Genomic DNA, 21,857 nt, shown 5'->3' on the forward strand with positions numbered 1-21,857 from the left:
TTAGTTATACGGACAGGCTGTAACGGCTGATATTGCTCAGTGCAAACGGGTCGGAGGACACCGGCGCACGGCGCCCGGTATCTCCCAGAGCGTGGCGCAGGAATTCGCGGGTCCGCTCACTGGTCGGGTGCTGGAAAATCTGCTCGGCGCTGCCATGCTCGACGATCAGGCCGTTCTCGGTGAAATACACCACGTCGCTGATTTCTTCGGCGAAACGCATTTCGTGGGTGACCAGTACGCAGGTCATGCCCTCCTCGGTCAGCTCGCGGATCACGGTCAGCACTTCGCCGACGGTTTCCGGGTCCAGGGCCGAGGTCACTTCATCGAACAGGATCAGTTCCGGGCGCATGGTCAAGGCACGGGCAATCGCAACCCGCTGCTGCTGACCGCCGGACAGTTGCCCCGGATAGGCATCGGCCTTGTGCTCCATGCGCACCTTGGCCAGCAAGGCACGCGCCTGCTTCTCGGCCTCGACGCGCTCGATCCCCAGCACCTTGCGCGGGGCAATCACCAGGTTTTCCAGCACCGACAGATGCGGAAAAAGGTTGTACTGCTGGAAGACAAAACCCACACGCTTGCGCAACTCGATACGCTCCGCTTCGCGGGTCAGGGCATGAACGTCGGTATTACCCACGCGGATGGTGCCGCGCTGGGTCTGCAACAGCCCGGTGATGCAGCGCAGAATGGTCGACTTGCCCGAACCGGACGGGCCGATGATCGACACTGCCTGACCGCGCTGCACATCCAGATCGATGCCCTTGAGCACCAGGTTGCTGCCGAATGACAGGTGCAGGTCGCGCAGACTGACCAGAGGCTCGGCGCCAGAATCAATAGAAGGCATAACGTCGCTCCAGGCGTTGGGTCAGACGGGAAATCGGGTAGCAATAGGCAAAGAACAGCACCAGCAGGCTGCAATAGATGATCACAGTGAAACCGGTCTGGTTGACGGTATTGCTGGCAATCTGTGCGGTATCGATCACGTCATGCACACCCACCAGCGAAGCCAGTGCGGTGCCCATGGTGATAACCGCGTAGAGGTTCATCCACGGCGGCAGCATGCGTTTGAAGCACTGCGGCAGGATGATCGAGGTGAAAATCTGTGCGCGAGTGAAGGCCAGCGAGCGCGCCGCTTCCCATTGCGTGCTGGGGATCGACGCCACGGCACCCCGGAAGATTTCCGCGACATTGGCGCTGGCTGGCAATGCCAGGCCGATAGTGACCTTCACCCAGTCGGGAAACGAGATATACGTGCTGCCGATCTTGATCTCGAACGGGAACACATAAGTGGTGAAGTAGATCAGCACCAGCCAGGGCGCATTGCGAAAGATCTGTATCCAGATCCGTGCAGGCAGGCGCAGCAGCCAGAAAGGCGACATCCCCAGCGCCCCGACCAGCAGCCCGAACACCGTCCCCAGGCCAATGGCAACCAGACTGATCAGGATGTTCTGGCCAAACCCCACCGCCAGAGCGGGCGACCACTGCATCAATGCCAGAAAGACCGGGCTGTCCGGGGCACCGAAAATCAACCAGACAACCGTCAGAGCAACCAGCGTCAGCGCCAGTAAATGGCGACGTGGCCACGCGACGGGCGCGGCAACCGATGAATCAATGGCCATAGCCGGGCATCCTCAGGCGTGATTCCAGGGCACGCCCTGCACAGTTGACGACAAAGCTGAGCAAACCGAAAAAGCTCAGGATCAGGATCATCAGTTCCAGCACGTTATCGCTCTGGGTCCAGATCATGATCGCGGCATAAGTGATATCCCCCACCGCAATGGCCGAGGCCACGGCTGTCATCTTCACCAGATCGATCAGGTTGTTGATCAGCGATGGCAAGGCAAAGCGCACGGCCAGTGGCAATTGCACGTTCCACAACAACTGGCGACTGTTGAAAGCCAGAGAGCTGGCGGCTTCCAGGGTCACGGAAGGCACCGCTTCGATACCGGCCCGCAAGGCTTCGGCATGGAAAGCCCCCTTGTGCAGGGAAATCACGATCACGACCCAGGCAAAAGGTGTCAGCGGATTGGCTGCACCGACGGCCTGGGTCAACAGCATGTTCAACACCAGAAAGGCGCAATACAGTTGCACGAGCGTCGGCGTATTGCGGGTGACTTCAATGAATACTCTGGCTGGCGAACGCAGCCAGGGCTTGCCCGAGGTGAGCATGGCCGCCAGGGCGACACCGACCAGCAAGCTGCCAATGATGGTGAGCAGGCACAGCAGCAAGGTGGTAAACGCCCCGTCGACCATCGTGCCGCGCTGATAGGCATCCAGCAGAAAGGCGTAGTTCAGGCCAAATCCGGCCGTCCACTGCACGAACGACTCCAGCCAGTGACTCATGGCGCCTCCCCCACACTCAACTGCGCACAGGCACGGGCAATACGCTGCCCGGCTTCGATCACGGTTTCGGTGGCTGTAGCAATCGACAGGCGAAACCACGGCGACAAACCATAAGCGCTGCCCGCGACACCGGCCACGCCGGACTCCAGAAGCCAGGCAACCACATCGGCATCGTTTTCCAGCCGTTGGCCGTCAGGGCGATAACGACCCAGCAATCCGGCGCAACGCACAAAGACAAAGAAGCCGCCTTGCGGCACCAGCACTTCAAGGCCATCCACCGCGCTCAGGGTTTCAACCAACAAGTCACGGCGCTGGTGATACGCCGCTACCTGCTCCGGCAGAAACGACAGCCCGCCCTCGAACGCCGCCAATGCTGCGGCCTGCCCTATCGATGACGCGCCGGAAGTCGATTGCGACTGCACCACTGCCATGGCCGTGGTGAGTTCTTGCGGCCCGGCCCCGAAGCCGACCCGCCAGCCGGTCATGGCGTAGGTTTTGGAAACACCGCCCACCAGCAGGCAGCGAGGCTGCAGGTCCGGCGCGACATTGAGCAGGCTCCGGGCTGGCTGCCCGTCGAAACGAATGTGCTCGTACAACTCGTCCAGCAGCACCAGCACGTGCGGATGACGACGCAGCACGTCAGCCAGCGCCAACAGCTCTGCCTCGCTATACACCGCACCACTGGGGTTACCCGGCCCGTTGAGGATCAGCCAGCGCGTGCGCTCACCGATATGGCGTTCCAGTTGCGTCGGGGTCAGCTTGCAGCCTTGCTCCAGGCCGCACTCGATGAACACTGGCTCACCGCCATTGAAACGTACGCTGTCCGGGAACGACGGCCAGTACGGCACAGGCACCAGCACTTCATCGCCGTCATTCAGGGTCGCGGCGAACGCATTGAAGATGATCTGCTTGGCACCGTTGGCTATCACGATGGATGCCAGCGGGTAGTCCAGAGCGTTTTCGCGCTGCAACTTGCCTTGCACCGCCTCGCGCAAGGCCCGCACACCGGGCGTCGGCGTGTATTTGGTGGCACCGGCGGCAATGGCCTTGAAGGCCGCCTGCTTGATGTGTTCAGGGGTGTCGAAATCCGGCTCGCCGGTGGTCAGGTCGAGAATATCCACCCCGGCATCGCGCAAGGCGGTGGCCCGGGATTTGGCGGCGGCGTTGGCCGACAATGAGACGCGCTGCACGCGCTTTGACAAGCCGATGCTCATGCTCGGGTCTCCAGTACCTTGCCCGGATTGAGCAGGTTGTGCGGGTCCAGGGCCTGCTTGATGCGACGCATCAAGTCCAGTTCCACGGGGCTTTTGTAACGGGACAGCATGCCCAGCTTGCGCTGGCCTATGCCATGTTCGGCGCTGATCGAGCCGCCATGGGCGTGGGCGCTGTCATGTACCCGTTCGCTCAATTCAGCGTAACGAGCCATATGCGCCTCGACAGTGGAGCCAGTGGGGTGCGCGACGTTGTAATGCAGGTTGCCGTCGCCCAGGTGGCCAAAGGTGAAATTGCGCACACCGGGAAAGTGCTGCTGCAACAAGGCATCGGTGTGGGTCACAAACTCCACGACCCGGGAAATCGGCACCGAGATATCGTGCTTCATATTGCGCCCGGCACGCCGCTGGGCATCGCTCATGTTCTCGCGCAACTGCCACAGCGCCTGGCTCTGGGCCAGACTTTCGGCCACCAGAGCATCGGCCAGCAGCCCGGCTTCGAAACCATCGCTCAGTACTTCTTCAAAACTCTGCCGCGCATGACTTTCGCTGTGGTTATCGGACAATTCCAGCAAAGCGAACCAGGGATGCTCAGCATGGCTGAAGGGTTGCGGGCCTTGGGGAAACTGTTCACGCAGCAAGGTCAGGCAGTCGGCCGAAAGCAGCTCGAAAGCGGTCAGGCTTGCTCCAAACCCTGCACGGGCGTGGGACAGAAAACGCACCGCCTGGGCCAGCGACTCAAAGGCCAGGAATGCGGTGAGCTGAGCCTTGGGCAGCGGGAACAGTTTCAGGGTCGCGGCAGTGATAATGCCCAGCGTGCCTTCGCTGCCGATGAACAGGTCCCGCAGGTCATAACCGGTATTGTCCTTGCGCAGGCCGCGTAGCCCTTCCCAGATTTCACCCTGGGCTGTGACCACTTCAAGCCCCAGCGTCAGTTCGCGGGTATTGCCATAACGCAGCACGGCGTTGCCACCGGCATTGGTGCCCAGGTTGCCGCCGATGGTACAACTGCCTTGCGCGCCCAGGCTGAGCGGGAACAGGCGGTCAGCCTTGCGAGCTACGTCTTGCAGGTTTTGCAGGATGCAACCGGCTTCGACAGTCAGGGTGTCATTATCGGTGTCGATCTCACGCACACGGTTCATGCGCTCCAGCAGCAACAGCACCGCCTTGCCGCTGGCATCCGGCGTTGCAGCGCCCATCAGGCCGGTGTTACCGCCCTGCACCACCACCGGTGCAGTATGGGCGACACACAAACGCACCACGGCGGCGACCTGTCGGGTATCCGCAGGACGCACCACCGCGACCACTTGCCCGACATAGCGGCCCTGCTTGTCAGTCAAGCGCTCACGGGCCTGTTCGCCAGTCTGCACATGACTGTCGCCCAGCAGCTGCTGCAATGCCTGGAACAGCCCATCACTCATGGCGTGGCAGCCAGCGGCGCTGCATTGCGATATTGCTCATGCAGATCATGCAAGGCCTGGGACGGCGCCATGCCGGTGCGATTACCCAGCTCGATCAACCAGCCGCTGCGATGCCAGTCGCGAACAATGGCGTCCAGGCGGGCCTGGATGTCTTTCTCGCCCTTGCGCACCCAGATCACGGATTTGGACGGAATCAGGTCAGTGGCCAGGGGGATCTCGAAACCGGACCACTCAGGCTCGCCAAGCAGGGTGTGCATGGTCGGGCTTACATGCACGGCCGCCACACAGCCATTGCCGCGCAGCGACAGCAGAGATTCGGACTGGCTGCGGAACGCCTTGATCTGCGCGCCGTAGACTTCCTGCAACGGTTTGATGAAGTTGCTGCCCTGGGACACGCACACCGACTTGTCCTTGAGGTCTTCCCATTTGCTGATGCCCGCGCCCTTGCGGATCAACGCTGCGCCACCCACTTCCTCGTAAGGCGTGGGCACGTAATCGAGAATCTGCGCACGCTCTTCGGTCAGTTGCATATTGGCGATCAACAGATCGACCTTGCCCTGCTGCAAGAACTGCACGCGATTGGGAGCCAGCACCGATACGGTTTCCAGCTCCACGTTCAGGCGCTTGGCGATTTCCTTCGACAACTCGACGTTGTAGCCCAGATGCTCGCCGGTCTTCGGATCGATGGTGCCGAACGGAGGACCGCTGAGGATCACGCCGATGCTGATCTTGTGGCGTTCCTGAATCTTGTCCAGTGTCGCGTCGGCACTGGCCAGCCCGGCGCACAGGATCAACCCCAGTGCGGTCAGCGTCTTGGCTGTAAAAAATCTGCTCATGGGAGCCTTCCTTGAATGGCCGACGCTATGCGCGTCGGCAGGGAAATGGGAGAAAGATCAGGCGCCCTTGGCCTTGAACTGCTCATGCAGCTCGACCAGTGCCGGGGATGCAGGCGTGATGTTGTGGCGTTTTTCGACTTCGATCAGCCAGCCGGTGCGATGCCAGTCCTTGACGATGCTGTCCAGACGCGCCTGGGTATCGGTTTCGCCGATACGGGTCCAGATCACGGAAGGTGCCGGGTTCAGCTCAGGGAGAATGGCGCGGTAGCCCTTCCACTCTTCGTTGCTGGCCAGCAGTGGATTGATCAGCGTGGCGTCATGCACGGCCGCGACACAATTATTGCCGCGCAGCGCCAGCAAGGATTCGGCAGAACTCTTGAAGGCTTTCAGTTCTGCACCGAACTCGGTCAGCGGCTTGATGTAGCTGCTGCCCTGAGAGGTGCAGACCGGCTGCCCCTTGAGGTCTTCCCAACGGTTGATCTTGCTGTCCTTGAGTACAACGGCTGTACCGCCCACCTTGTAGAAAGGCGTCGGCACCGAGCCGAGTATCTGGCCGCGCTCCGGGGTCCACTCCATATTGGCGATCAACAGATCGACCTTGCCTTGTTGCAGGAATTGCACGCGATTGGCAGTCAATACCGACACCAGCTCCACCTCGACACCCAGGCGACGCCCGATGTCTTCGGCCAGATCCACGTTCGCGCCCTTGGGTTTCTGGGTCGCCGGATCGATGGAGCCGAAAGGCCCGCCGGACAACAACACGCCCACCACCAGACGATGACGCTCCTGGATCTTGTCCAGGGTGGCATCGGCCAGTGCCGAACCACTGACCGCCAGACCGGCAAACAGCCCCAGCATGGCCGGGAAGAAACGTGAAACGGATGAGCGAGTCGGCATGTAAATTCCCCAGGCAAATGATCGGAGTTCCCCGACCTGATGCCGGGACATTACGGATCGTTGCCTGTTAACGGAAATTCAAATATCAAATATGGTTATAACTTTCCATACAGAGCCAGCTCAACCGCCAACAAAAACCCAGTATTCATTGGATAAAATTAAAACGCGCAGAAAAAACACCACATCAAACATAAAATTACGTAATGTATTTGCCTGAACCCCTGATATGAATTCAGCACAGATCACCATGACCGCCCCATCAAGCCCGACCTCGACTCTCGACCTGGAACTGCTGCGCACCTTTGTCGCCGTGGTCGATCATCACAGCTTTGCCGAGGCTGGCATGCAGCTGTCACGCACCCAGTCCTCGGTCACTCAGCACATGCAGCGTCTGGAGCAACAAGTGGGTGTCAGCCTGTTCCAGAAACAAGGTCGCCAGAAGCAACTGACCGAGCCGGGCCGACAGTTACTACGTCATGCCCGGCAGATGCTGTCGCTCAATGACGACGCCCTGAACTCGTTGCGTGAAAGCAGCCTGAGTGGCGTGCTGCGTATCGGCTCGCCCCATGACATCGCCGACACCATTCTGCCGCCGCTGCTGAGCCATATCGCCCGCTCGGCTCCACGCCTGCGCCTTGAAATCGACGTGGGCCGCAGCCCGTTTCTGATGGAAGACCTGCATCGCGGCAAGATGGACATGGTGATTTCCACCCGTGAAGACCCGACCCTGGAAGGTTTTGCCTTGCGTACTTCGCCTGTGTGGTGGATCTGTTCCGCGCAATACATCCATGTACCGGACGAACCGCTGCCGCTGATTCTGGTGGATGAACCGAGCATCTATCGGCGCTATGCCCTGCAGGCTCTGGAAGCCGCCAATATCCCGTGGCGGCAGGCTTATCTGGCGTCCAATCTGATCGGCATCAAGGCCGCCACTCGTGCAGGCCTCGGCGTCACGCCGCGCAGCATGGAAATGCTCGGGCCGGACATGCGCGTACTGGGTGAGAACGATGGCCTGCCGCGCCTGCCCAACGTGACCTATCACTTGTGGATTCGGCCCAACACCGTTAATCCACTGGCCCGCAAGGCCTATGATCTGATACGGACCAGTCAGGGCCTGTAGCCTGATTCCGAGCTTGTGGTAAGTCACTTAACCCTATACTGTATATAAAAACAGTATCGGTATTTTTCATGCAGCTCATCGACAAGCTCAGCATTCTGGCAGACGCTGCCAAATACGATGCGTCGTGCGCCAGCAGCGGCGCTCCCAAGCGCAGTTCACAAGGCAAGACGGGGCTTGGCTCGACTACCGGCATGGGCATTTGCCACAGCTTCACGCCCGATGGTCGCTGCGTCTCGCTGCTGAAAATCCTGCTGACCAACTTCTGTCTGTATGACTGCCAATACTGTGTCAACCGGCGCTCCAGCGATGTGCCCCGCGCTCGCTTCAGCCCTGAAGAAGTCGTCACCCTGACGCTGGATTTCTATCGACGCAACTGTGTCAGCGGGTTGTTCCTGAGTTCCGGCATCATCCGGTCCGCCGACTACACCATGGAGCAACTGGTGCAGGTCGCCCGGCTGCTGCGCGAGAAACACGAGTTTCGGGGCTATATCCACCTCAAGACCATCCCCGATGCCGATCCGGCGCTGATAGAACAAGCAGGCCTGTATGCCGATCGCCTGAGCGTGAATATCGAGCTGCCAACCGATGCCAGCCTGCAAACCCTGGCACCGGAAAAGGACGTGGCCTCCATCAAGCTGGCCATGAAAACCATCCACACCGGCGAGCAGACCGTGCTCAACGAGCCACGTGCCCCGCGTTTCGCACCCGCCGGGCAAAGTACCCAGATGATCGTGGGGGCCGACGCCACCGATGACAGCACCATCCTGCACAGTGCTCAGTCGCTCTACAGCAACTTCAAGTTGCGCCGGGTCTATTACTCGGCGTTCAGCCCGATCCCCAACAGCCCGAACAGCGTGCCACTGGCCGCACCGCCACTGCTGCGCGAACACCGCCTGTATCAGGCCGACTTTCTATTGCGCGGCTACGGTTTTACTGCCACTGAACTGCTCAATGGACCGGGCGATCTGGCGCTGGACATCGACCCCAAGCTGGCCTGGGCCTTGAGCAACCGTGCGGTCTTCCCGCTGGACCTGAACAACGCCGAACCGGCCCTGATCGCCCGTATTCCGGGCATCGGCATCCGCACCACCCAACGGCTGGTCGAACTGCGCAGGCAACGGCGCATTCGCTATGAGGACCTGACCCGGCTGCGCTGCGTCCTGGCCAAAGCCAGGCCGTTCATCATCACCAGCGATTACCATCCGTCCCAGGCCGACAGCAGCAGCGAACAACTGCATCACCAGTTGCGGGATAGGCCGCAACCTCAACAACTGGGGCTTTGGGGATGATCTGCCTGGATTGCGATGACCTGTTCGATACCTGGCGCCAGCAGGCACGCTGGCTGTTGAGCCATGAAATCGATCCCAGCCGGGTCAGCTGGAAGGCTGGCAGCGCTGCGGATCTTTTCTCCAGCGATGAAGATATCCCGCAGCAACAAGGGCCGTTTCAGGCGCGCGTACCGCTGGAGTTGCTGCATTTGCTGCAAAGCGCGGCCTGCTATCGGGGCGATCAGCGCTGGAGCCTGTTGTATGAAGTGTTGTGGCGGGTCAGCCATGGCGACCGGACCGCCATGCTGGCGGGTGACAAGCTGGGCAGCGAACTGCATCGACGCCTCAAGACCATTGGCCGTGAGGCCCATCACCTACATGCCTTCCTGCGCTTTGTGGCACTTCCTGCCTCAAGCGAAGCCTGCGATCTGCTACAACCCGAATACGTGGCCTGGCACGAACCGGCCCATGACATTCTGGAAAGCGCAAGCCAGCACTTCATCGGCCGCATGGGCCAGCATCGCTGGATGATCGCCACCCCAAAAGACGGGGTTTATTACGATGGCACACAACTGATCCATGAACGGCGCTGCCCCGAGGTCTGGCAAAAGCTGGCCCGTCAGGTAGAAGACCCCCACGGCGATCTGTGGCTGACCTATTACAGCCACATCTTCAACCCCGCACGCCTGAACCCCAAGGTCATGCAAGGTCATATGCCTTCGCGCTTCTGGAAAACCCTGCCTGAAGGCCCGCTGATCCCCGCGCTGATCACCCAGGCCAGAACCGGCAAACAAAAGGATGGTCAGGCCAGTGATATTGGAGCAAGGCCTGGTAAAAGGATTGGCCGGTAAACGATTGGTGGTAACCTCGACCTGAACCCTCCGTTAGAGGTCCGACGATGCTGGACAACACGATCCGCGACCTGCTCCAGACCCTGGCCGACAAGCCGCTCCTTGCCCTGACCGGCGCAGGCATCAGCACGGCGTCGGGCATTCCTGACTATCGCGACAAGGATGGCGTGCGGCGTGGCAAGCAGCCGATGATGTATCAGGAATTCCTCAAGGAACACAGCGCACGACAGCGTTACTGGGCGCGGGCGATGCTCGGTTGGCCGCGTATCCGCAAGGCTGAGCCCAATGCCGCGCACCGGGCATTGGCGAGTTTGCAGGCCAGTGGCAACATCAGCGGGCTCATTACCCAGAACGTCGATGCGCTCCACGATCAGGCGGGAAGCCATGGCGTGATCGAGTTGCATGGCAGCCTGCATCGCGTCTATTGCCTGGACTGCCATCAACGCAGTGACCGCGCCACGATCCAGGACATCATGCTCGCACAGAACCCTTATCTCTCCGGGGTCGACGCCATACAGGCACCTGATGGCGACACCCTGCTGGACTCGTCTTTCGAGGCTGACTTTCAGGTACCCCATTGCCCGCATTGCGATGGCCAGCGGCTGAAGCCGGACGTGGTGTTCTTTGGTGAAAACGTCGCAACCGATACTGCCGCCAAAGCCACGCAAAGTGTCGAGCAGGCCGATGGACTGCTGGTGGTCGGCACCTCATTGATGGCCTGGTCGGCATTTCGGTTGTGCAAGGCGATGGTCGAACAGGGCAAACCCGTCATTGCGATCAATCAGGGCAAGACCCGTGCAGACGACTTGCTACACATGAAGATCGAGGCTTCGTGCGAGCAGGTATTGCCGATGCTGGTAGAGCGTTTGCTTTAGTTGTGATCAGCGGGCCTTCAAATGAAGCATGGTGTAATGTTCGTAGTGGCCGACCCCGTTCTTTACAATAGGATCTTCGGCAGTAAAAGCCGCAATATCCTGATCATCGGCAATCTGATAAAGCGAAACACCATAACCACCGCTTTCATCGATGACCGGGCCGTGTGCAACAATCACATTATCTTCAAGCAGCGCATTCAGATACTCGCCATGCTGTTTCATCCATTGCTGCTCATCGGCCGTCATGGTTGCCAGAAAATCCGCACGCGGAGGAATGAACTTGCACAAGTAATACTTCATGATCAGATACTCTCAGGAATAATACTCAAGGGCGAAGCTTCCATGCTTCCCGCTCTTTGACTTCGACTCTATTGTTCAAGCTGTTTTAACGCTTTTCAGGATCGCGCTTTCAAACATCCTGGGCACATAGTTTTGCAGGAAAAGAATCATGCGGGTCATCTTGCCCACAGGGTTACTGAATCCTGGCTCTTTGGCGTGGATCAGACGGGTAATGGTCTTGACAACCTTGTCGGGAGCCTCAGCGCCGTCGATACCTTTCTGCGTCGCAGCCCTCACTTGCGTGCGGTATGCGTTGTAATCCGTGATGAAGGTGTCTTCTGCGGTGACGGCGTTGTGGCCAAGGTTGGTCTTGAACCAGACCGGCTCAACCATGCTGACCTTGATGTTGAACGGGTTCAACTCGAAACGCAGGGATTTGAAATAGCCCTGTACGGCATGCTTCGACGCCGTGTAGTAAGACAGATTGGGTGGCCCGATCAAACCGACAATCGAACTGACGGTGATAATCCTGCCCTGCTTCTGCGCCCTGAAATGCGGCAAAAGGGCATTTGTGACTTTCACTGTTCCCCAGAAGTTTGTTTCCAGTTGCTGACGCCCCAATTCGACGGGTGTTTCTTCTGCAATGCCCGTGACCATATAACCGGCGTTATTGACCAATACATCCAGTTGCCGGGTATGCTGAAACAACTCCGTCACAAAAGACTTTATCGAATGATCATCATCGATATCGAGCTTCAAGAGTTTGAACGGAACCTGAGCTGCATACTTGTGCGGCTCGCGACTCGTGCCGATAACATTGAAGCCTTGTTGATAAAGCTGTCTGGCGAGCAATAGCCCAAAACCAGATGATGCGCCTGTAATCAAAACTGTCTTGCTCATTTATCATTCCCCAAAGTCAAGGCGTTACTTGGCCACTCGCAGTAAAGTTGCGATTCAGCCGTTGGCATACGCGCACCGGAAACTGTGCGATCAACATGGACGATATTGCTTCGCCCCTCCAGCCCCTTTGCGGGTGGACTCGGTACGGAAGAAATGCTAGTATCGTTTCAGTACCGAGTCAATACTGAAATGATATGAACTCAAAAAACACTACCGAAAGCACCTGCCCCATCGCCCGAAGCCTCGCTTGCATAGGTGATGCCTGGAGCATGCTGATCCTTCGCGATGCCAATGCTGGCCTGACGCGCTTTGACCAGTTCAAGAAGAGCCTGGGGATCGCCCCGACCATGCTCACCAAGCGTCTTGCGACGCTGACGGACGAGAAACTGCTGGAGAAGCGCCTGTATTCGGAGCGCCCGCCACGGGAGGAATATGTCTTGACCGAGGCCGGAAGAGACTACTTGCCGGTGCTGTTCATGATCGGCGCCTGGGGCAAGAAGCATCGAGGTGAAGGCGATCTGACGCGCTTTCTGGATGCCGAGACGGGCATCGATATAAAACCTGTTGCGATTGATAGCGTGAGCGGCGCAGAAATCGGGACCCGCGCAATCCGTATTGAAATTCCGGAATGAACCAGCCGTAATCAGAAGTCAAAACTGAGCTGATCCAGACTCTGCAAGTCGATGGTTCGGGACAGCACAAACGGCAGAATTGCGTCAGCCAAGGGTTGCAGTTGCTTGCTGACGTAATGGTCGTAATCGATAGGCGCGGTACGAATCTCCAGGGGCTCTGGCCCGGCGACACTTATCACATAGCTGATCCAGCCACCGTTCTGATACTGGCGCGGTCGGCCCTGACGGTCGTTGTACTCATCGGCAAGACGCGCCGCCCGCACATGGGGCGGGACGTTGCGTTGGTAGTCATCCAGCTTGCGACGCAACCGCTTGCGATAAATCAGCAAGTCATCGAGTTCGCCGGCCAGAGTGCGGCGTACATACTCACGCACATAATCCTGATAAGGCTGGCGCTTGAAGATCCGCAAGTACAGCTCCTGCTGAAACTGCTGCGCCAGCGGCGACCAGTCGGTGCGTACGGTTTCCAGCCCTTTGTAGACCATTTCCTCGCTGCCGTCGGCACGAGTCACCAACCCGGCATAACGCTTCTTGCTGCCCTCCTCGGCGCCCCGAATGGTCGGCATCAGAAAACGGCGAAAATGCGTTTCATATTGCAACTCAAGGGCACTTTGCAGACCGTACTCGTTGTGCAGATGCTCACGCCACCACTGGTTGACATGCTTGACCAGCGCCCGGCCGATATCCGCGGCTTCCTCCTGCTCGTGCGGACGTCCCAGCCAGACGAAGGTTGAATCGGTGTCGCCGTAGATCACCGTGTAGCCCTGAGCCTGGATCAGTTCACGGGTCTTGAGCATGATTTCATGGCCACGCATGGTGATCGACGACGCCAGGCGCGGGTCGAAAAAGCGACAACCGCTCGACCCCAACACGCCATAGAAAGCGTTCATGATGATCTTCAACGCCTGGGACAGCGGCGCATTCTGTTCGCGCTTGGCGGTTTCGCGGCCTTGCCAGACCCGCTCGACAATGGACGGCAGGCTATGCCGCGTACGGGAGAAGCGCGCACCGCGAAAGCCCGGCACGGAATGCTCGTCATCCGGCTGACGCATACCCTCGACAAGCCCCACGGGGTCGATCAGGAAAGAGCGGATGATCGACGGATACAGACTTTTGTAGTCCAGCACCAGCACGGACTCATACAGACCGGGCCGGGAGTCCATGACAAAGCCACCGGGGCTGGCTTCCGGCAGGCGCTCGCCGAGATTGGGGGCAACAAAGCCCTGGCGGTGCATCAGCGGGATATACAAATGGCAGAACGCGGCAACCGAACCACCGCTGCGGTCGGCGGGCAAGCCGGTCACCGTGGCGCGCTCCAGCAGGAAGGTCAGCAACTCGGTCCTGGCGAAGATCCGTGTCACCAGTTCGCAGTCCTTGATGTTGTAGCGGGCCAGCGCCGGCTTGTCCTCGGCGAACATCCGGTTTATTTCGTCCATGCGCTGATACGGCGTATCAATGGCCTTGCCTTCGCCCAGCAGGGTCTGCGCCACGTTTTCAAGGCTGAACGACGGAAAGCTCCAGGTTGCGGAGCGCAGCGCTTCAATACCGTCGATCACCAGACGGCCGCCGATATCGGCAAAGTAATGATTATTGCGGCTGCCATGCTCACGCCAGCCCATGGGCTCGTTGTCACGCCCCAGCATCAGAGGAACCTGCAGGCGCTTGGCATGCTCATGCAGGACTCGCAGGTCGAACTGCACCACATTCCAGCCGATGATCGCATCCGGATCATGGAGGGCCATCCACTGGTTCAGCCTCTCCAGCAACTGTGCGCGGGTGTCGCAATATTCCAGTTGAAAATCCAGCGCTTCATTGCCGCCGTTGGCTGGCCCCAGCATGTAGACCTGGCGCTGCCCGCAGCCTTCCAGGGCAATCGAATACAGCTCACCCCTGGCCGTGGTTTCGATATCCAGCGACACCAGTTTCAACTGCGGACGATAAGTCGGGTCGGGTTTGATATGGGCATCGCACAACACGCCATCGGCATCGGGCGTACCACCGAACAGCACCGGAGCCGTGATGAAGCGCTCCATCAGGTAGCGTTCCGGGGGGCGGATGTCGGCTTCATAGACATCCACATTGCCCTTGCGCAACAGCTTCTCGATGTTCATCAACTGCCGATGCTGCTGGCAATAGACACCCAGCACCGGACGATGCCGGAAATCACAGAGCGCCAGCGGACGCAGCTCCACACCACGCTCGCTGCGCAGCAACGCCTTGGCCCGCTCGCTCTGCTCGGCGGGCACAAAAGCGACGGAAGGCTGGCAAGGCAGGCGGATATGTCTGGGGCCGTGATCGGTGGCCAGCCAGAAGTCGACTTCAGTCCCGGCAGGCGTATCACGCCAGTGTCGGCTCAGGATAAAGCCCTGCTGTAAATCCAACGTGCGGACCTCAAGAAAGTGTTTCAGAAGGTGATTCTACCCTTCTCGTACACATCGCGCCCGGCATAGCCCGGTTCGGGACATGTTCAATCCTGGCCGCACAAAGCTCATGGCTTATTTCATCCCGAGCAGCCCCCTGGCAATGCCCTGGCTCTCGGCACTCATGTTTTTTGAACTCATTGAGTTGTTCAGGGCGCTCATTGCATCCCCCAAAGCGGATTGCATGCTTCTTATCTCGATCGTCAACGTATCTCGTTTACGCTTGAGGTCGTCGTCAGACAACGTCTTGTCGCTTGCCAACTCCATCAGTTCCTGACTTTTCTCAGCAACTTTTTCCTGCAGCTTACGAATATTCTTCAGGGCCTCTTTGACGTCTTCGGGCAAGGGAGCCCGGTCAATGTCCGCGTATTTTTCACTTTCTAATTTTTCACGGCCTTCTTTGGAGATCTGAACCTGAACCGTAACGGGCGTAACGCTGGCACTGACCGAGTTTTCGGTCGCAACCACTGGCACTGAGCTGGCAATGTGCAGTTGCATTAGAGGCGTTTGGTCGGAAGATGCAATTTTCATTGGGGCCAGGCTCCGGAGCGATAACGTCTATTTATGCACGAGGTATCGGCCAGGAAAGCCTTGGCTTTAGCAAGATGTGTCATATTTGTATCAAATCGTATCCATGCCGACATGAGGCACATGACAGGTGCCTGGAGCGCTACCTGATTTCCCGCCATGGCGCGCGCCAGATATAAATATTTCTCATTCCACTGTCCGTTTTCCCTTGGTGTACGTCAGGGCTAAGGAAACCCTCCATTTGCACCAAGGATCTTTCATGTCTCGCCCTGCCAGTTCGCTGCATCCATTGGCGTTCGCCACTCTCATGGCCTGCGCTGCGGTGCCTCTGCAAGCCGCCGAATCGTCCGTGCCTGAGCAACAGGCCAGCGTTGTCAGCCATTTCTCGATCCCGGCCGGGGATTTGAGTGAAGCGCTCAATACTCTTGCGGAGCAAGCGCAACTGGTACTGGCATTTGACCCGGCTCTGACACGAGGCAAGCGCAGCAACGGGCTGCAGGGGCAATTCAGTACCCACGAGGCCATCAGCCGTTTGCTCAGCGGTACTGGCTTGCAGGCCCTGGCGTTATCGGCCAATCGCTATCGCATCGAGCCAGCGCCCGAACCCACTGAAGGAACAATGGAGCTGCAAGCCACCAGCATCATCGGAGCAACCCAGGCCGAGAGCGCCAGTGGCCCGGTTTCCGGCTATGTCGCGACCCGTGGCCGGACCGGAACCAAGACCGACACCGCGCTGATCGAAACGCCGCAGTCGATTTCGGTGGTCACCAAGGACCAGATGAAAGCCCAGGGTGCGGCGAGCCTCAATCAGATCCTGCGCTACAGCGCGGCGGTGGTGCCGGAGACCCGTGGCTCTACAGCCTCGCGACTCGACCAGATGAGCATCCGTGGTTTCTCTCCAGCGACCTATCTGGATGGCCTGCGCATGCCGGGTAACCGTGATGCGTCACCCCAGAAAGATGCTTTCGATCTGGAACGGGTCGAAGTGCTGCGCGGCCCCTCTTCCGTGCTGTACGGCCAGGCCAGCCCCAGCGGCGTGGTGAACATGGTCAGCAAGCTGCCGACCGAGACACCCTTTCGCGAAATCGGGCTCACTTACGGCAACTTCAACAAGAAGCGCACGACCTTCGACTTCGGCGGGCCGATTGACGATCAGGGGGTCTACTCCTATCGCGTGTCCGGGCTGTATGACGATGCCGACGGCCAGATCGAACATACCGAAACCCGCCGCCAATCGATTGCGACAGCCTTCACCTGGCGCCCGAATGAAGACACCTCGCTGACTTTTCTGGCGAACTATCAAAGTGATCCCAAAGGCGCATCTTATGGCTCGATGCCGGCTTACGGCTCATTGCTGGACAGCCCGACCGGGCGCAATATCGACGTGGACTTCTACGACGGAGAAAAGGACTTCGAGAAAAGCGACCGTGAGTATCACGCCGTCGGCTACCTGTTCGAGCATCACTTGAACGATGTCTGGACCTTTCGCCAGAACACCCGCTACCTGCGCAGCGAAGGTATCTATCAGAGTATCTACAACGGCACCGATGCCTTGCAGCCCGATTACCGCACCATGGGGCGCTACACCATCGGCAGCGATGTAAACATGGATTCCTACACTGTCGATAATCAGCTCCAGGCCAGGTTCGATACCGGCCCTGTGCAGCATACGGTGCTGTTCGGTGCCGATTATCAGAACACCAGTACCGACACAAAATCCGGGAGTGGCAATGGTCCGGCGCTGGACTTGTTCGATCCGGTGTACGGCAGCCCGATAACGCCCATCACCTACAGCACTGACGTGACCGCCCGCAGCCAGCAGAAAGGTCTGTATCTGCAAGAACAGATGAAGTGGGACAAATGGGTATTGCTGATGGGTGGCCGCTACGACTGGGCTGACAGCACCAACAGTTCAAGACGGATAGCGACCGGCGTGAAAACCAAAAGCTCGGTGCAGAGCGAGGCATTCACTGGGCGTCTAGGCCTTGTCTATCTGTTCGATAACGGCCTGGCGCCTTACATCAGCTATTCCGAATCCTTCGAGCCGCAATCGGGCACAGGCTTTGGCAACAGGCCTTTCGAGCCGACCGAGGGCAAGCAGTACGAGTTGGGCATCAAGTATCAGCCGCCGGGCAGCAACAGCTTCATCAGTGCCGCCATCTTCGATTTGCGACGCACCAATGTACTGACTCCGGACCCGGTCGCGACCAATATCTGCAACGGTGCCCGCTGCCAGGTCCAGACAGGGGAAGTCCAGTCACGCGGCTTCGAGCTTGAAGGCAAGGCCAGCCTGAGCGACAACCTGGATATCACGGCGGCTTATGCCTATCTGGACAACCAGATCAGCAAGTCAAACAGCACAGTGCGGGTCCAGCCGGGGATCGTCGGCCAGGCCAATGGCCCGGCGCTGCCGGCTGAAGGCACAACCCCGCCAGCCATTCCGCGTCATACGGCCTCGGCATGGGTCGACTACACCTTTCGCGAGGGCAAGCTGAACGGCTTTGGCGTCGGTGGTGGTGCGCGTTATATCGGCTCGACCTGGGGTGATGAGGCCAACAGCCTGAAAGTGCCGGGCTACACCTTGTTCGACGCTGCGGCGCATTACGACATTCCAAACCTCTACAGCCCGATGGATAACCTGCGTCTGGCGCTGAATGTCTCCAACCTGGCCAACAAGGAATACATAGCGTCCTGCTATTACTATTCGTGGTGCTGGTACGGCGCGCAACGTACCGTGCAGGCCAGTGCGACCTATCGCTGGTAGATCATGCAAAAGGGGGGGCCTGGCATCCCCCTTTCACAAAGACTTGCCTGAATTCTCCGTTCCCGTGATTCTGTAGTGCCCTCAACCGAGGGCTACAATAATTCACACAGTCTGTTCAGGTCCTCATTCACGGAGAGCCATATGAAAACCGTTGCCCAATTGCTGAAGCTCAAATCCGAACACAACCAGCAAGTGCATACCATCGGTCCCGATCAGATGGTGCTCGATGCACTCAGGCTGATGGCCGACAAGAATATCGGGGCATTGCCGGTCGTTGCAGGCGGTGTGGTTGTCGGGGTGGTCAGCGAGCGTGACTACGCACGCAAGATGATTCTCAAGGGACGCTCGTCTGTCGGCACGCCGGTCAGCGCCATCATGAGCAGCAAGGTCATCACGGTCGATTCACAACAGAGCGTGGAAACCTGCATGGGCATCATGACCGACAATCATCTTCGTCACCTGCCGGTAGTGGAAGACGGGCAGTTGCTGGGACTGTTGTCCATCGGTGACCTGGTCAAGGAAGCCATCGCGGAACAGGCCAGCCTTATCCAGCAGCTTGAGCAGTACATTCGAGGCGATTGAGCCTCAACAGAAAAAGGGTGGAGCTGACAACACAGCTCCACCCTGCTCTCTCATCAATCGTCCAGCGTCTTGCCTTGGGTCGCCTTGCCGGGTTTCGCAGCCTTTTCGGCAGGCGCCGGTTTGGCTTCCGGTTCCGGGGGCGGCGCGGCAGCTTCTTTTTCGCGCATCGGCATCTGATCGATGGTGGCGAAGATTTCCTTGGGATCGATTGCCCCGGATTTCTCGATCTTCTTCTCGCCATCCTTGCCCACAAGAATGACCTTGGTCTGTACACCCGCACCCAGCTTGAGTTCGCGTATCAAGGCCATGGTGGACTGGGCATCCATGGTTTTGCCGTTACGCTCACCGATGGTATTGACCACGGTATAGAGGACCATATTGCGCTGGGCGAATGCCTCGCGATTGGCGGGTTCATCAAGGGCCTTTTTCAGGCTGATCAGGGTGGGGTCGACCGTGCTGGGGGCAATGATGATCAACGGACGTGTCTTGCCGCGCTCCTGCGCCAGCGGAGCATCGCTGTCGGCCGCGAACGACGGACCGGCAGCGATCAGCAAGGTGGCGAGGGTCAGGGACCGGATAAGCATGGTGGGCTCCTTTCAAATCCATGGGGGGTGAGACTCATAATTCCCGCCTTTGTTCTACCGCATCTGCATCATCACGGTATAGCCCAGGATTCGCCTTTCCCTCAATCCGTTGCCTCAGGCACACCCCTGAATTGCACTGCGGTCGACGCTATCCAGTGTCTTGACGATGCCCTGCACGATCATTTCGACTTCTGCGCCATCAAGAATCAGCGGCGGTAAAAGGCGGATGGTCTTGCCTCTCGTCACATTGATCAACAAACCTTGCTGGCGGGCTGCAATCAAGGCCAGGTTAGAAATGGCTTGTTGCAGTTCAATTCCGATCATCAATCCCAGGCCACGAATGGCCAGTACCTCTGGGTGATCGCTCAGTTCTTCGCACAACCGCTCAAGCAAGTGCAGCCCTTGCTGACGAGCGTTCTGCACAAGATCCTGCTGCTCGATGATGTCCACCACAGTACAGGCGGCGCGGCAGGCCAGTGGATTACCGCCAAAGGTGCTGCCATGACTGCCGGGTGTAAACAATCGGGCAGCCGGGCCTTTCGCCAGGCAGGCGCCGATGGGCACTCCATTGCCCAGGCCTTTGGCCAGGGTCATGACGTCGGGCACTATGCCTTCGTGCTGAAAGGCAAACCATTGCCCGGTACGCCCCATGCCCGTCTGGATTTCATCGAGCATCAGCAACCAGTTGCGCCGTGTGCAACATTCACGCAAGGCTTTCAGATACCCATCTGGCGCGACCTGCACCCCGCCCTCGCCTTGCACAGGCTCGACCAGCACGGCGGCGATGCGATGGCCATGGCTTTCACATATCCGGTCAAACGCTGCCAGATCCCCGAACGCAACCTTGATGAAATCCCCCGGTAAAGCGCTGAAACCCAGCCGCACGGCAGGCCCGTCACTCGCGGACAAGGTGCCCAGCGTGCGCCCGTGAAAAGCGTTTTCCATGACCACCACCAAGGGCTGATCAATGCCTTTGTGCCAGCCATGCAAACGGGCGAGCTTGAGTGCCGTTTCGTTGGCCTCGGCACCGGAATTGTTGAAAAACGCACGCTCCAGGCCCGATAACCGGGTCAGCTTGTGTGCCAATCGTTGCTGCCAATCAATGCTGTACAGATTGGAGGTATGCAACAGTAGGCCTGCCTGCTCGCTGATAGCGGCTACCAGCAAGGGATGAGAGTGGCCGACATTGGTCACCGCAACGCCTGCCACGGCGTCCAGATACTCGCGCCCTGCCTGATCCCACAGACGGGTGCCCAGGCCACGGACAAAATTCAGGGCCAGGGGCTTGTAAGTGGTCATCAGGCAATCGGCGGTCATGGTGTAAAGCTCCAGGGTGGTCAGTCGTTTTTTGCAGTATCGTTAGCCACCAGAGCTGGATAAACACTGAAACCCTTCAATCATTTTAAACTTGGACTTGATAATGGATTTGTTCCAGGCAATGTCGGTGTACGTAAAAGTTGTGGAAGCAGGCAGCATGACCGGCGCCGCACAGGAGTGTTCGATTTCCACAACCATGGTCGGTAACCATCTTCGGGCGCTGGAACAGCGCCTCGGGGTCAGCCTGCTCAAGCGCACGACCCGGCGTCAGCGCCTGACAGAGTTCGGCACCGCCTATTACGAACGCTGCCTGGAGGTGCTGGGGCTGGTGGCCGCATCCGAACGACTGGCCGAACAGGCTCAGGGCGAACCCACCGGCACCCTGCGTATTACCGCTCCTCTGACATTCGGCTCGGAAGTGCTGGCCCCATCCTTGTGCGAGTTCTCTTTACAGTTTCCCAAGGTCAAGCTGGATCTGGTCTTGACCAACCAGCGTCTGGACCTGCTCGACAACGGTTTCGATGCCGCCATCCGCATGGGCAGCGTTCCGGAAAACTCGCGTCTGATCGCAAGGCCCTTGCAGGACTACACACTGACCATCTGCGCATCACCGGATTACCTGGCCCGGCGCGGCATGCCCCTTCGGCCGGAGGACCTGCAACTGCACGACTGCCTGGCCTTCGCCTACCCGGCCGGCGATGACTGGAGCGGTGTGGAAAAGCACTGGCGCCTGACCGGGCCGGAAGGTGAAGTCACGGTGGAGATAAGCGGCCCGATGGTGATGAACAGCTCGTCAGGCCTGTACCGCACGGCCAGGGTTGGCGCAGGCATCGTCATGCTGCCCGACGCTTTCGTGCAGCAGGACCTTCGCGACGGGCGACTGGTTGCGCTGCTGCCTGACTACCACTTGCCCAGCAGGCCCATGCATTTGATCTACTCACCGGATCGCTACCAACTACCCAAACTGCGCAGCTTTGTCGACTTCACCATGGAACGCTGGGGCAAGCAGGTGCCGGAATAAAACAAGGCCGG

The 21,857-nt window shown here is 58.9% G+C and carries 21 protein-coding genes; 8 read left to right on the top strand and 13 right to left on the bottom strand.

The features are described from left to right. Positions 1-4: 4 nt before the first annotated feature. The 7 genes from ACODS3_RS14890 to ACODS3_RS14920 are packed head-to-tail and all read right to left on the bottom strand — an operon-like array spanning position 5 to position 6,705. The gene (locus ACODS3_RS14890) at positions 5-841 is read right to left on the bottom strand and encodes an amino acid ABC transporter ATP-binding protein (protein ID WP_489034969.1); all 837 of its coding nucleotides are present in this window, start codon (positions 839-841) and stop codon (positions 5-7) included. Continuing rightward, the gene (locus ACODS3_RS14895; RefSeq protein WP_489034971.1) at positions 828-1,616 is read right to left on the bottom strand and encodes an amino acid ABC transporter permease; all 789 of its coding nucleotides are present in this window, start codon (positions 1,614-1,616) and stop codon (positions 828-830) included. Before ACODS3_RS14895 ends, ACODS3_RS14890 begins: the two co-directional genes overlap by 14 nt. Then, complete coding sequence (locus ACODS3_RS14900) at positions 1,606-2,340, bottom strand: amino acid ABC transporter permease (RefSeq protein WP_489034973.1); 735 nt, start codon at positions 2,338-2,340, stop codon at positions 1,606-1,608. Before ACODS3_RS14900 ends, ACODS3_RS14895 begins: the two co-directional genes overlap by 11 nt. Then, a complete protein-coding gene (locus tag ACODS3_RS14905; protein WP_489034975.1) occupies positions 2,337-3,554 on the bottom strand; it encodes an aminotransferase class I/II-fold pyridoxal phosphate-dependent enzyme in 1,218 nt (405 codons plus the stop codon). The genes ACODS3_RS14900 and ACODS3_RS14905 overlap by 4 nt, the downstream gene beginning before the upstream one ends. Further along, the gene (locus ACODS3_RS14910) at positions 3,551-4,972 is read right to left on the bottom strand and encodes an FAD-binding oxidoreductase (RefSeq protein WP_489034977.1); all 1,422 of its coding nucleotides are present in this window, start codon (positions 4,970-4,972) and stop codon (positions 3,551-3,553) included. Before ACODS3_RS14910 ends, ACODS3_RS14905 begins: the two co-directional genes overlap by 4 nt. Continuing rightward, positions 4,969-5,808 carry a transporter substrate-binding domain-containing protein gene (locus ACODS3_RS14915; protein ID WP_489034979.1) on the bottom strand — a complete coding sequence of 280 codons (840 nt, stop codon included), beginning with the start codon at positions 5,806-5,808 and terminating at the stop codon, positions 4,969-4,971. The genes ACODS3_RS14910 and ACODS3_RS14915 overlap by 4 nt, the downstream gene beginning before the upstream one ends. A 57-nt stretch (positions 5,809-5,865) precedes the next feature. After that, positions 5,866-6,705: a transporter substrate-binding domain-containing protein gene (locus ACODS3_RS14920; protein ID WP_374004983.1), complete on the bottom strand. Its 840-nt coding sequence runs from the start codon at positions 6,703-6,705 to the stop codon at positions 5,866-5,868. A gap of 247 nt (positions 6,706-6,952) precedes the next feature. Between ACODS3_RS14920 and ACODS3_RS14925 the strand changes: the two genes are divergently transcribed. From ACODS3_RS14925 to ACODS3_RS14940, 4 genes are all read left to right on the top strand, one after another. Further along, a complete protein-coding gene (locus tag ACODS3_RS14925; protein ID WP_489034981.1) occupies positions 6,953-7,825 on the top strand; it encodes a LysR substrate-binding domain-containing protein in 873 nt (290 codons plus the stop codon). 68 nt (positions 7,826-7,893) lie between these two features. Then, on the top strand, positions 7,894-9,114 hold the full coding sequence (locus tag ACODS3_RS14930; RefSeq protein ID WP_201000358.1) for a putative DNA modification/repair radical SAM protein: 1,221 nt from the start codon (positions 7,894-7,896) through the stop codon (positions 9,112-9,114). Continuing rightward, positions 9,111-9,944 carry a TIGR03915 family putative DNA repair protein gene (locus ACODS3_RS14935; RefSeq protein WP_304574651.1) on the top strand — a complete coding sequence of 278 codons (834 nt, stop codon included), beginning with the start codon at positions 9,111-9,113 and terminating at the stop codon, positions 9,942-9,944. Before ACODS3_RS14930 ends, ACODS3_RS14935 begins: the two co-directional genes overlap by 4 nt. Before the next feature lie 47 nt (positions 9,945-9,991). Continuing rightward, positions 9,992-10,819: an NAD-dependent protein deacetylase gene (locus tag ACODS3_RS14940; protein ID WP_489034984.1), complete on the top strand. Its 828-nt coding sequence runs from the start codon at positions 9,992-9,994 to the stop codon at positions 10,817-10,819. Positions 10,820-10,825: 6 nt separating this feature from the next. On the opposite strand, the gene ACODS3_RS14945 is transcribed toward ACODS3_RS14940, so the two are convergent. Both ACODS3_RS14945 and ACODS3_RS14950 read right to left on the bottom strand, forming a co-directional pair. Beyond that, positions 10,826-11,119 carry a YciI family protein gene (locus tag ACODS3_RS14945; protein ID WP_201016943.1) on the bottom strand — a complete coding sequence of 98 codons (294 nt, stop codon included), beginning with the start codon at positions 11,117-11,119 and terminating at the stop codon, positions 10,826-10,828. A gap of 75 nt (positions 11,120-11,194) precedes the next feature. Further along, the gene (locus ACODS3_RS14950) at positions 11,195-11,998 is read right to left on the bottom strand and encodes an SDR family oxidoreductase (RefSeq protein ID WP_489034986.1); all 804 of its coding nucleotides are present in this window, start codon (positions 11,996-11,998) and stop codon (positions 11,195-11,197) included. Positions 11,999-12,192: 194 nt separating this feature from the next. Between ACODS3_RS14950 and ACODS3_RS14955 the strand changes: the two genes are divergently transcribed. Next, entirely contained in the window at positions 12,193-12,630 is a 438-nt protein-coding gene (locus ACODS3_RS14955; protein WP_201016941.1) for a winged helix-turn-helix transcriptional regulator, read from the top strand. Positions 12,631-12,641: 11 nt separating this feature from the next. On the opposite strand, the gene ACODS3_RS14960 is transcribed toward ACODS3_RS14955, so the two are convergent. Both ACODS3_RS14960 and ACODS3_RS14965 read right to left on the bottom strand, forming a co-directional pair. Further along, the gene (locus tag ACODS3_RS14960; RefSeq protein WP_201016940.1) at positions 12,642-15,011 is read right to left on the bottom strand and encodes a DNA polymerase II; all 2,370 of its coding nucleotides are present in this window, start codon (positions 15,009-15,011) and stop codon (positions 12,642-12,644) included. 114 nt (positions 15,012-15,125) lie between these two features. Next, on the bottom strand, positions 15,126-15,581 hold the full coding sequence (locus ACODS3_RS14965) for a hypothetical protein (RefSeq protein WP_489034989.1): 456 nt from the start codon (positions 15,579-15,581) through the stop codon (positions 15,126-15,128). A 256-nt stretch (positions 15,582-15,837) separates the two neighbouring features. Here ACODS3_RS14965 and ACODS3_RS14970 point away from each other — a divergent pair, with 256 nt between their 5' ends. Both ACODS3_RS14970 and ACODS3_RS14975 read left to right on the top strand, forming a co-directional pair. Then, on the top strand, positions 15,838-18,342 hold the full coding sequence (locus ACODS3_RS14970) for a TonB-dependent siderophore receptor (protein WP_489034991.1): 2,505 nt from the start codon (positions 15,838-15,840) through the stop codon (positions 18,340-18,342). Positions 18,343-18,483: 141 nt separating this feature from the next. Continuing rightward, the gene (locus tag ACODS3_RS14975; RefSeq protein WP_201000349.1) at positions 18,484-18,924 is read left to right on the top strand and encodes a CBS domain-containing protein; all 441 of its coding nucleotides are present in this window, start codon (positions 18,484-18,486) and stop codon (positions 18,922-18,924) included. A 53-nt stretch (positions 18,925-18,977) separates the two neighbouring features. Here the strand turns inward: ACODS3_RS14975 and ACODS3_RS14980 are convergent, their stop codons facing one another. Beyond that, positions 18,978-19,508, bottom strand: coding sequence for a DUF4174 domain-containing protein (locus ACODS3_RS14980; RefSeq protein ID WP_201016937.1), 531 nt, complete (start codon positions 19,506-19,508; stop codon positions 18,978-18,980). 114 nt (positions 19,509-19,622) lie between these two features. Then, positions 19,623-20,825: an aspartate aminotransferase family protein gene (locus ACODS3_RS14985; protein ID WP_201016936.1), complete on the bottom strand. Its 1,203-nt coding sequence runs from the start codon at positions 20,823-20,825 to the stop codon at positions 19,623-19,625. Positions 20,826-20,928: 103 nt separating this feature from the next. Between ACODS3_RS14985 and ACODS3_RS14990 the strand changes: the two genes are divergently transcribed. Continuing rightward, a complete protein-coding gene (locus tag ACODS3_RS14990; protein ID WP_201016935.1) occupies positions 20,929-21,846 on the top strand; it encodes a LysR family transcriptional regulator in 918 nt (305 codons plus the stop codon). Positions 21,847-21,857 lie beyond the last annotated feature (11 nt).

It is taken from the genome of Pseudomonas sp. FG43 (assembly GCF_057809175.1).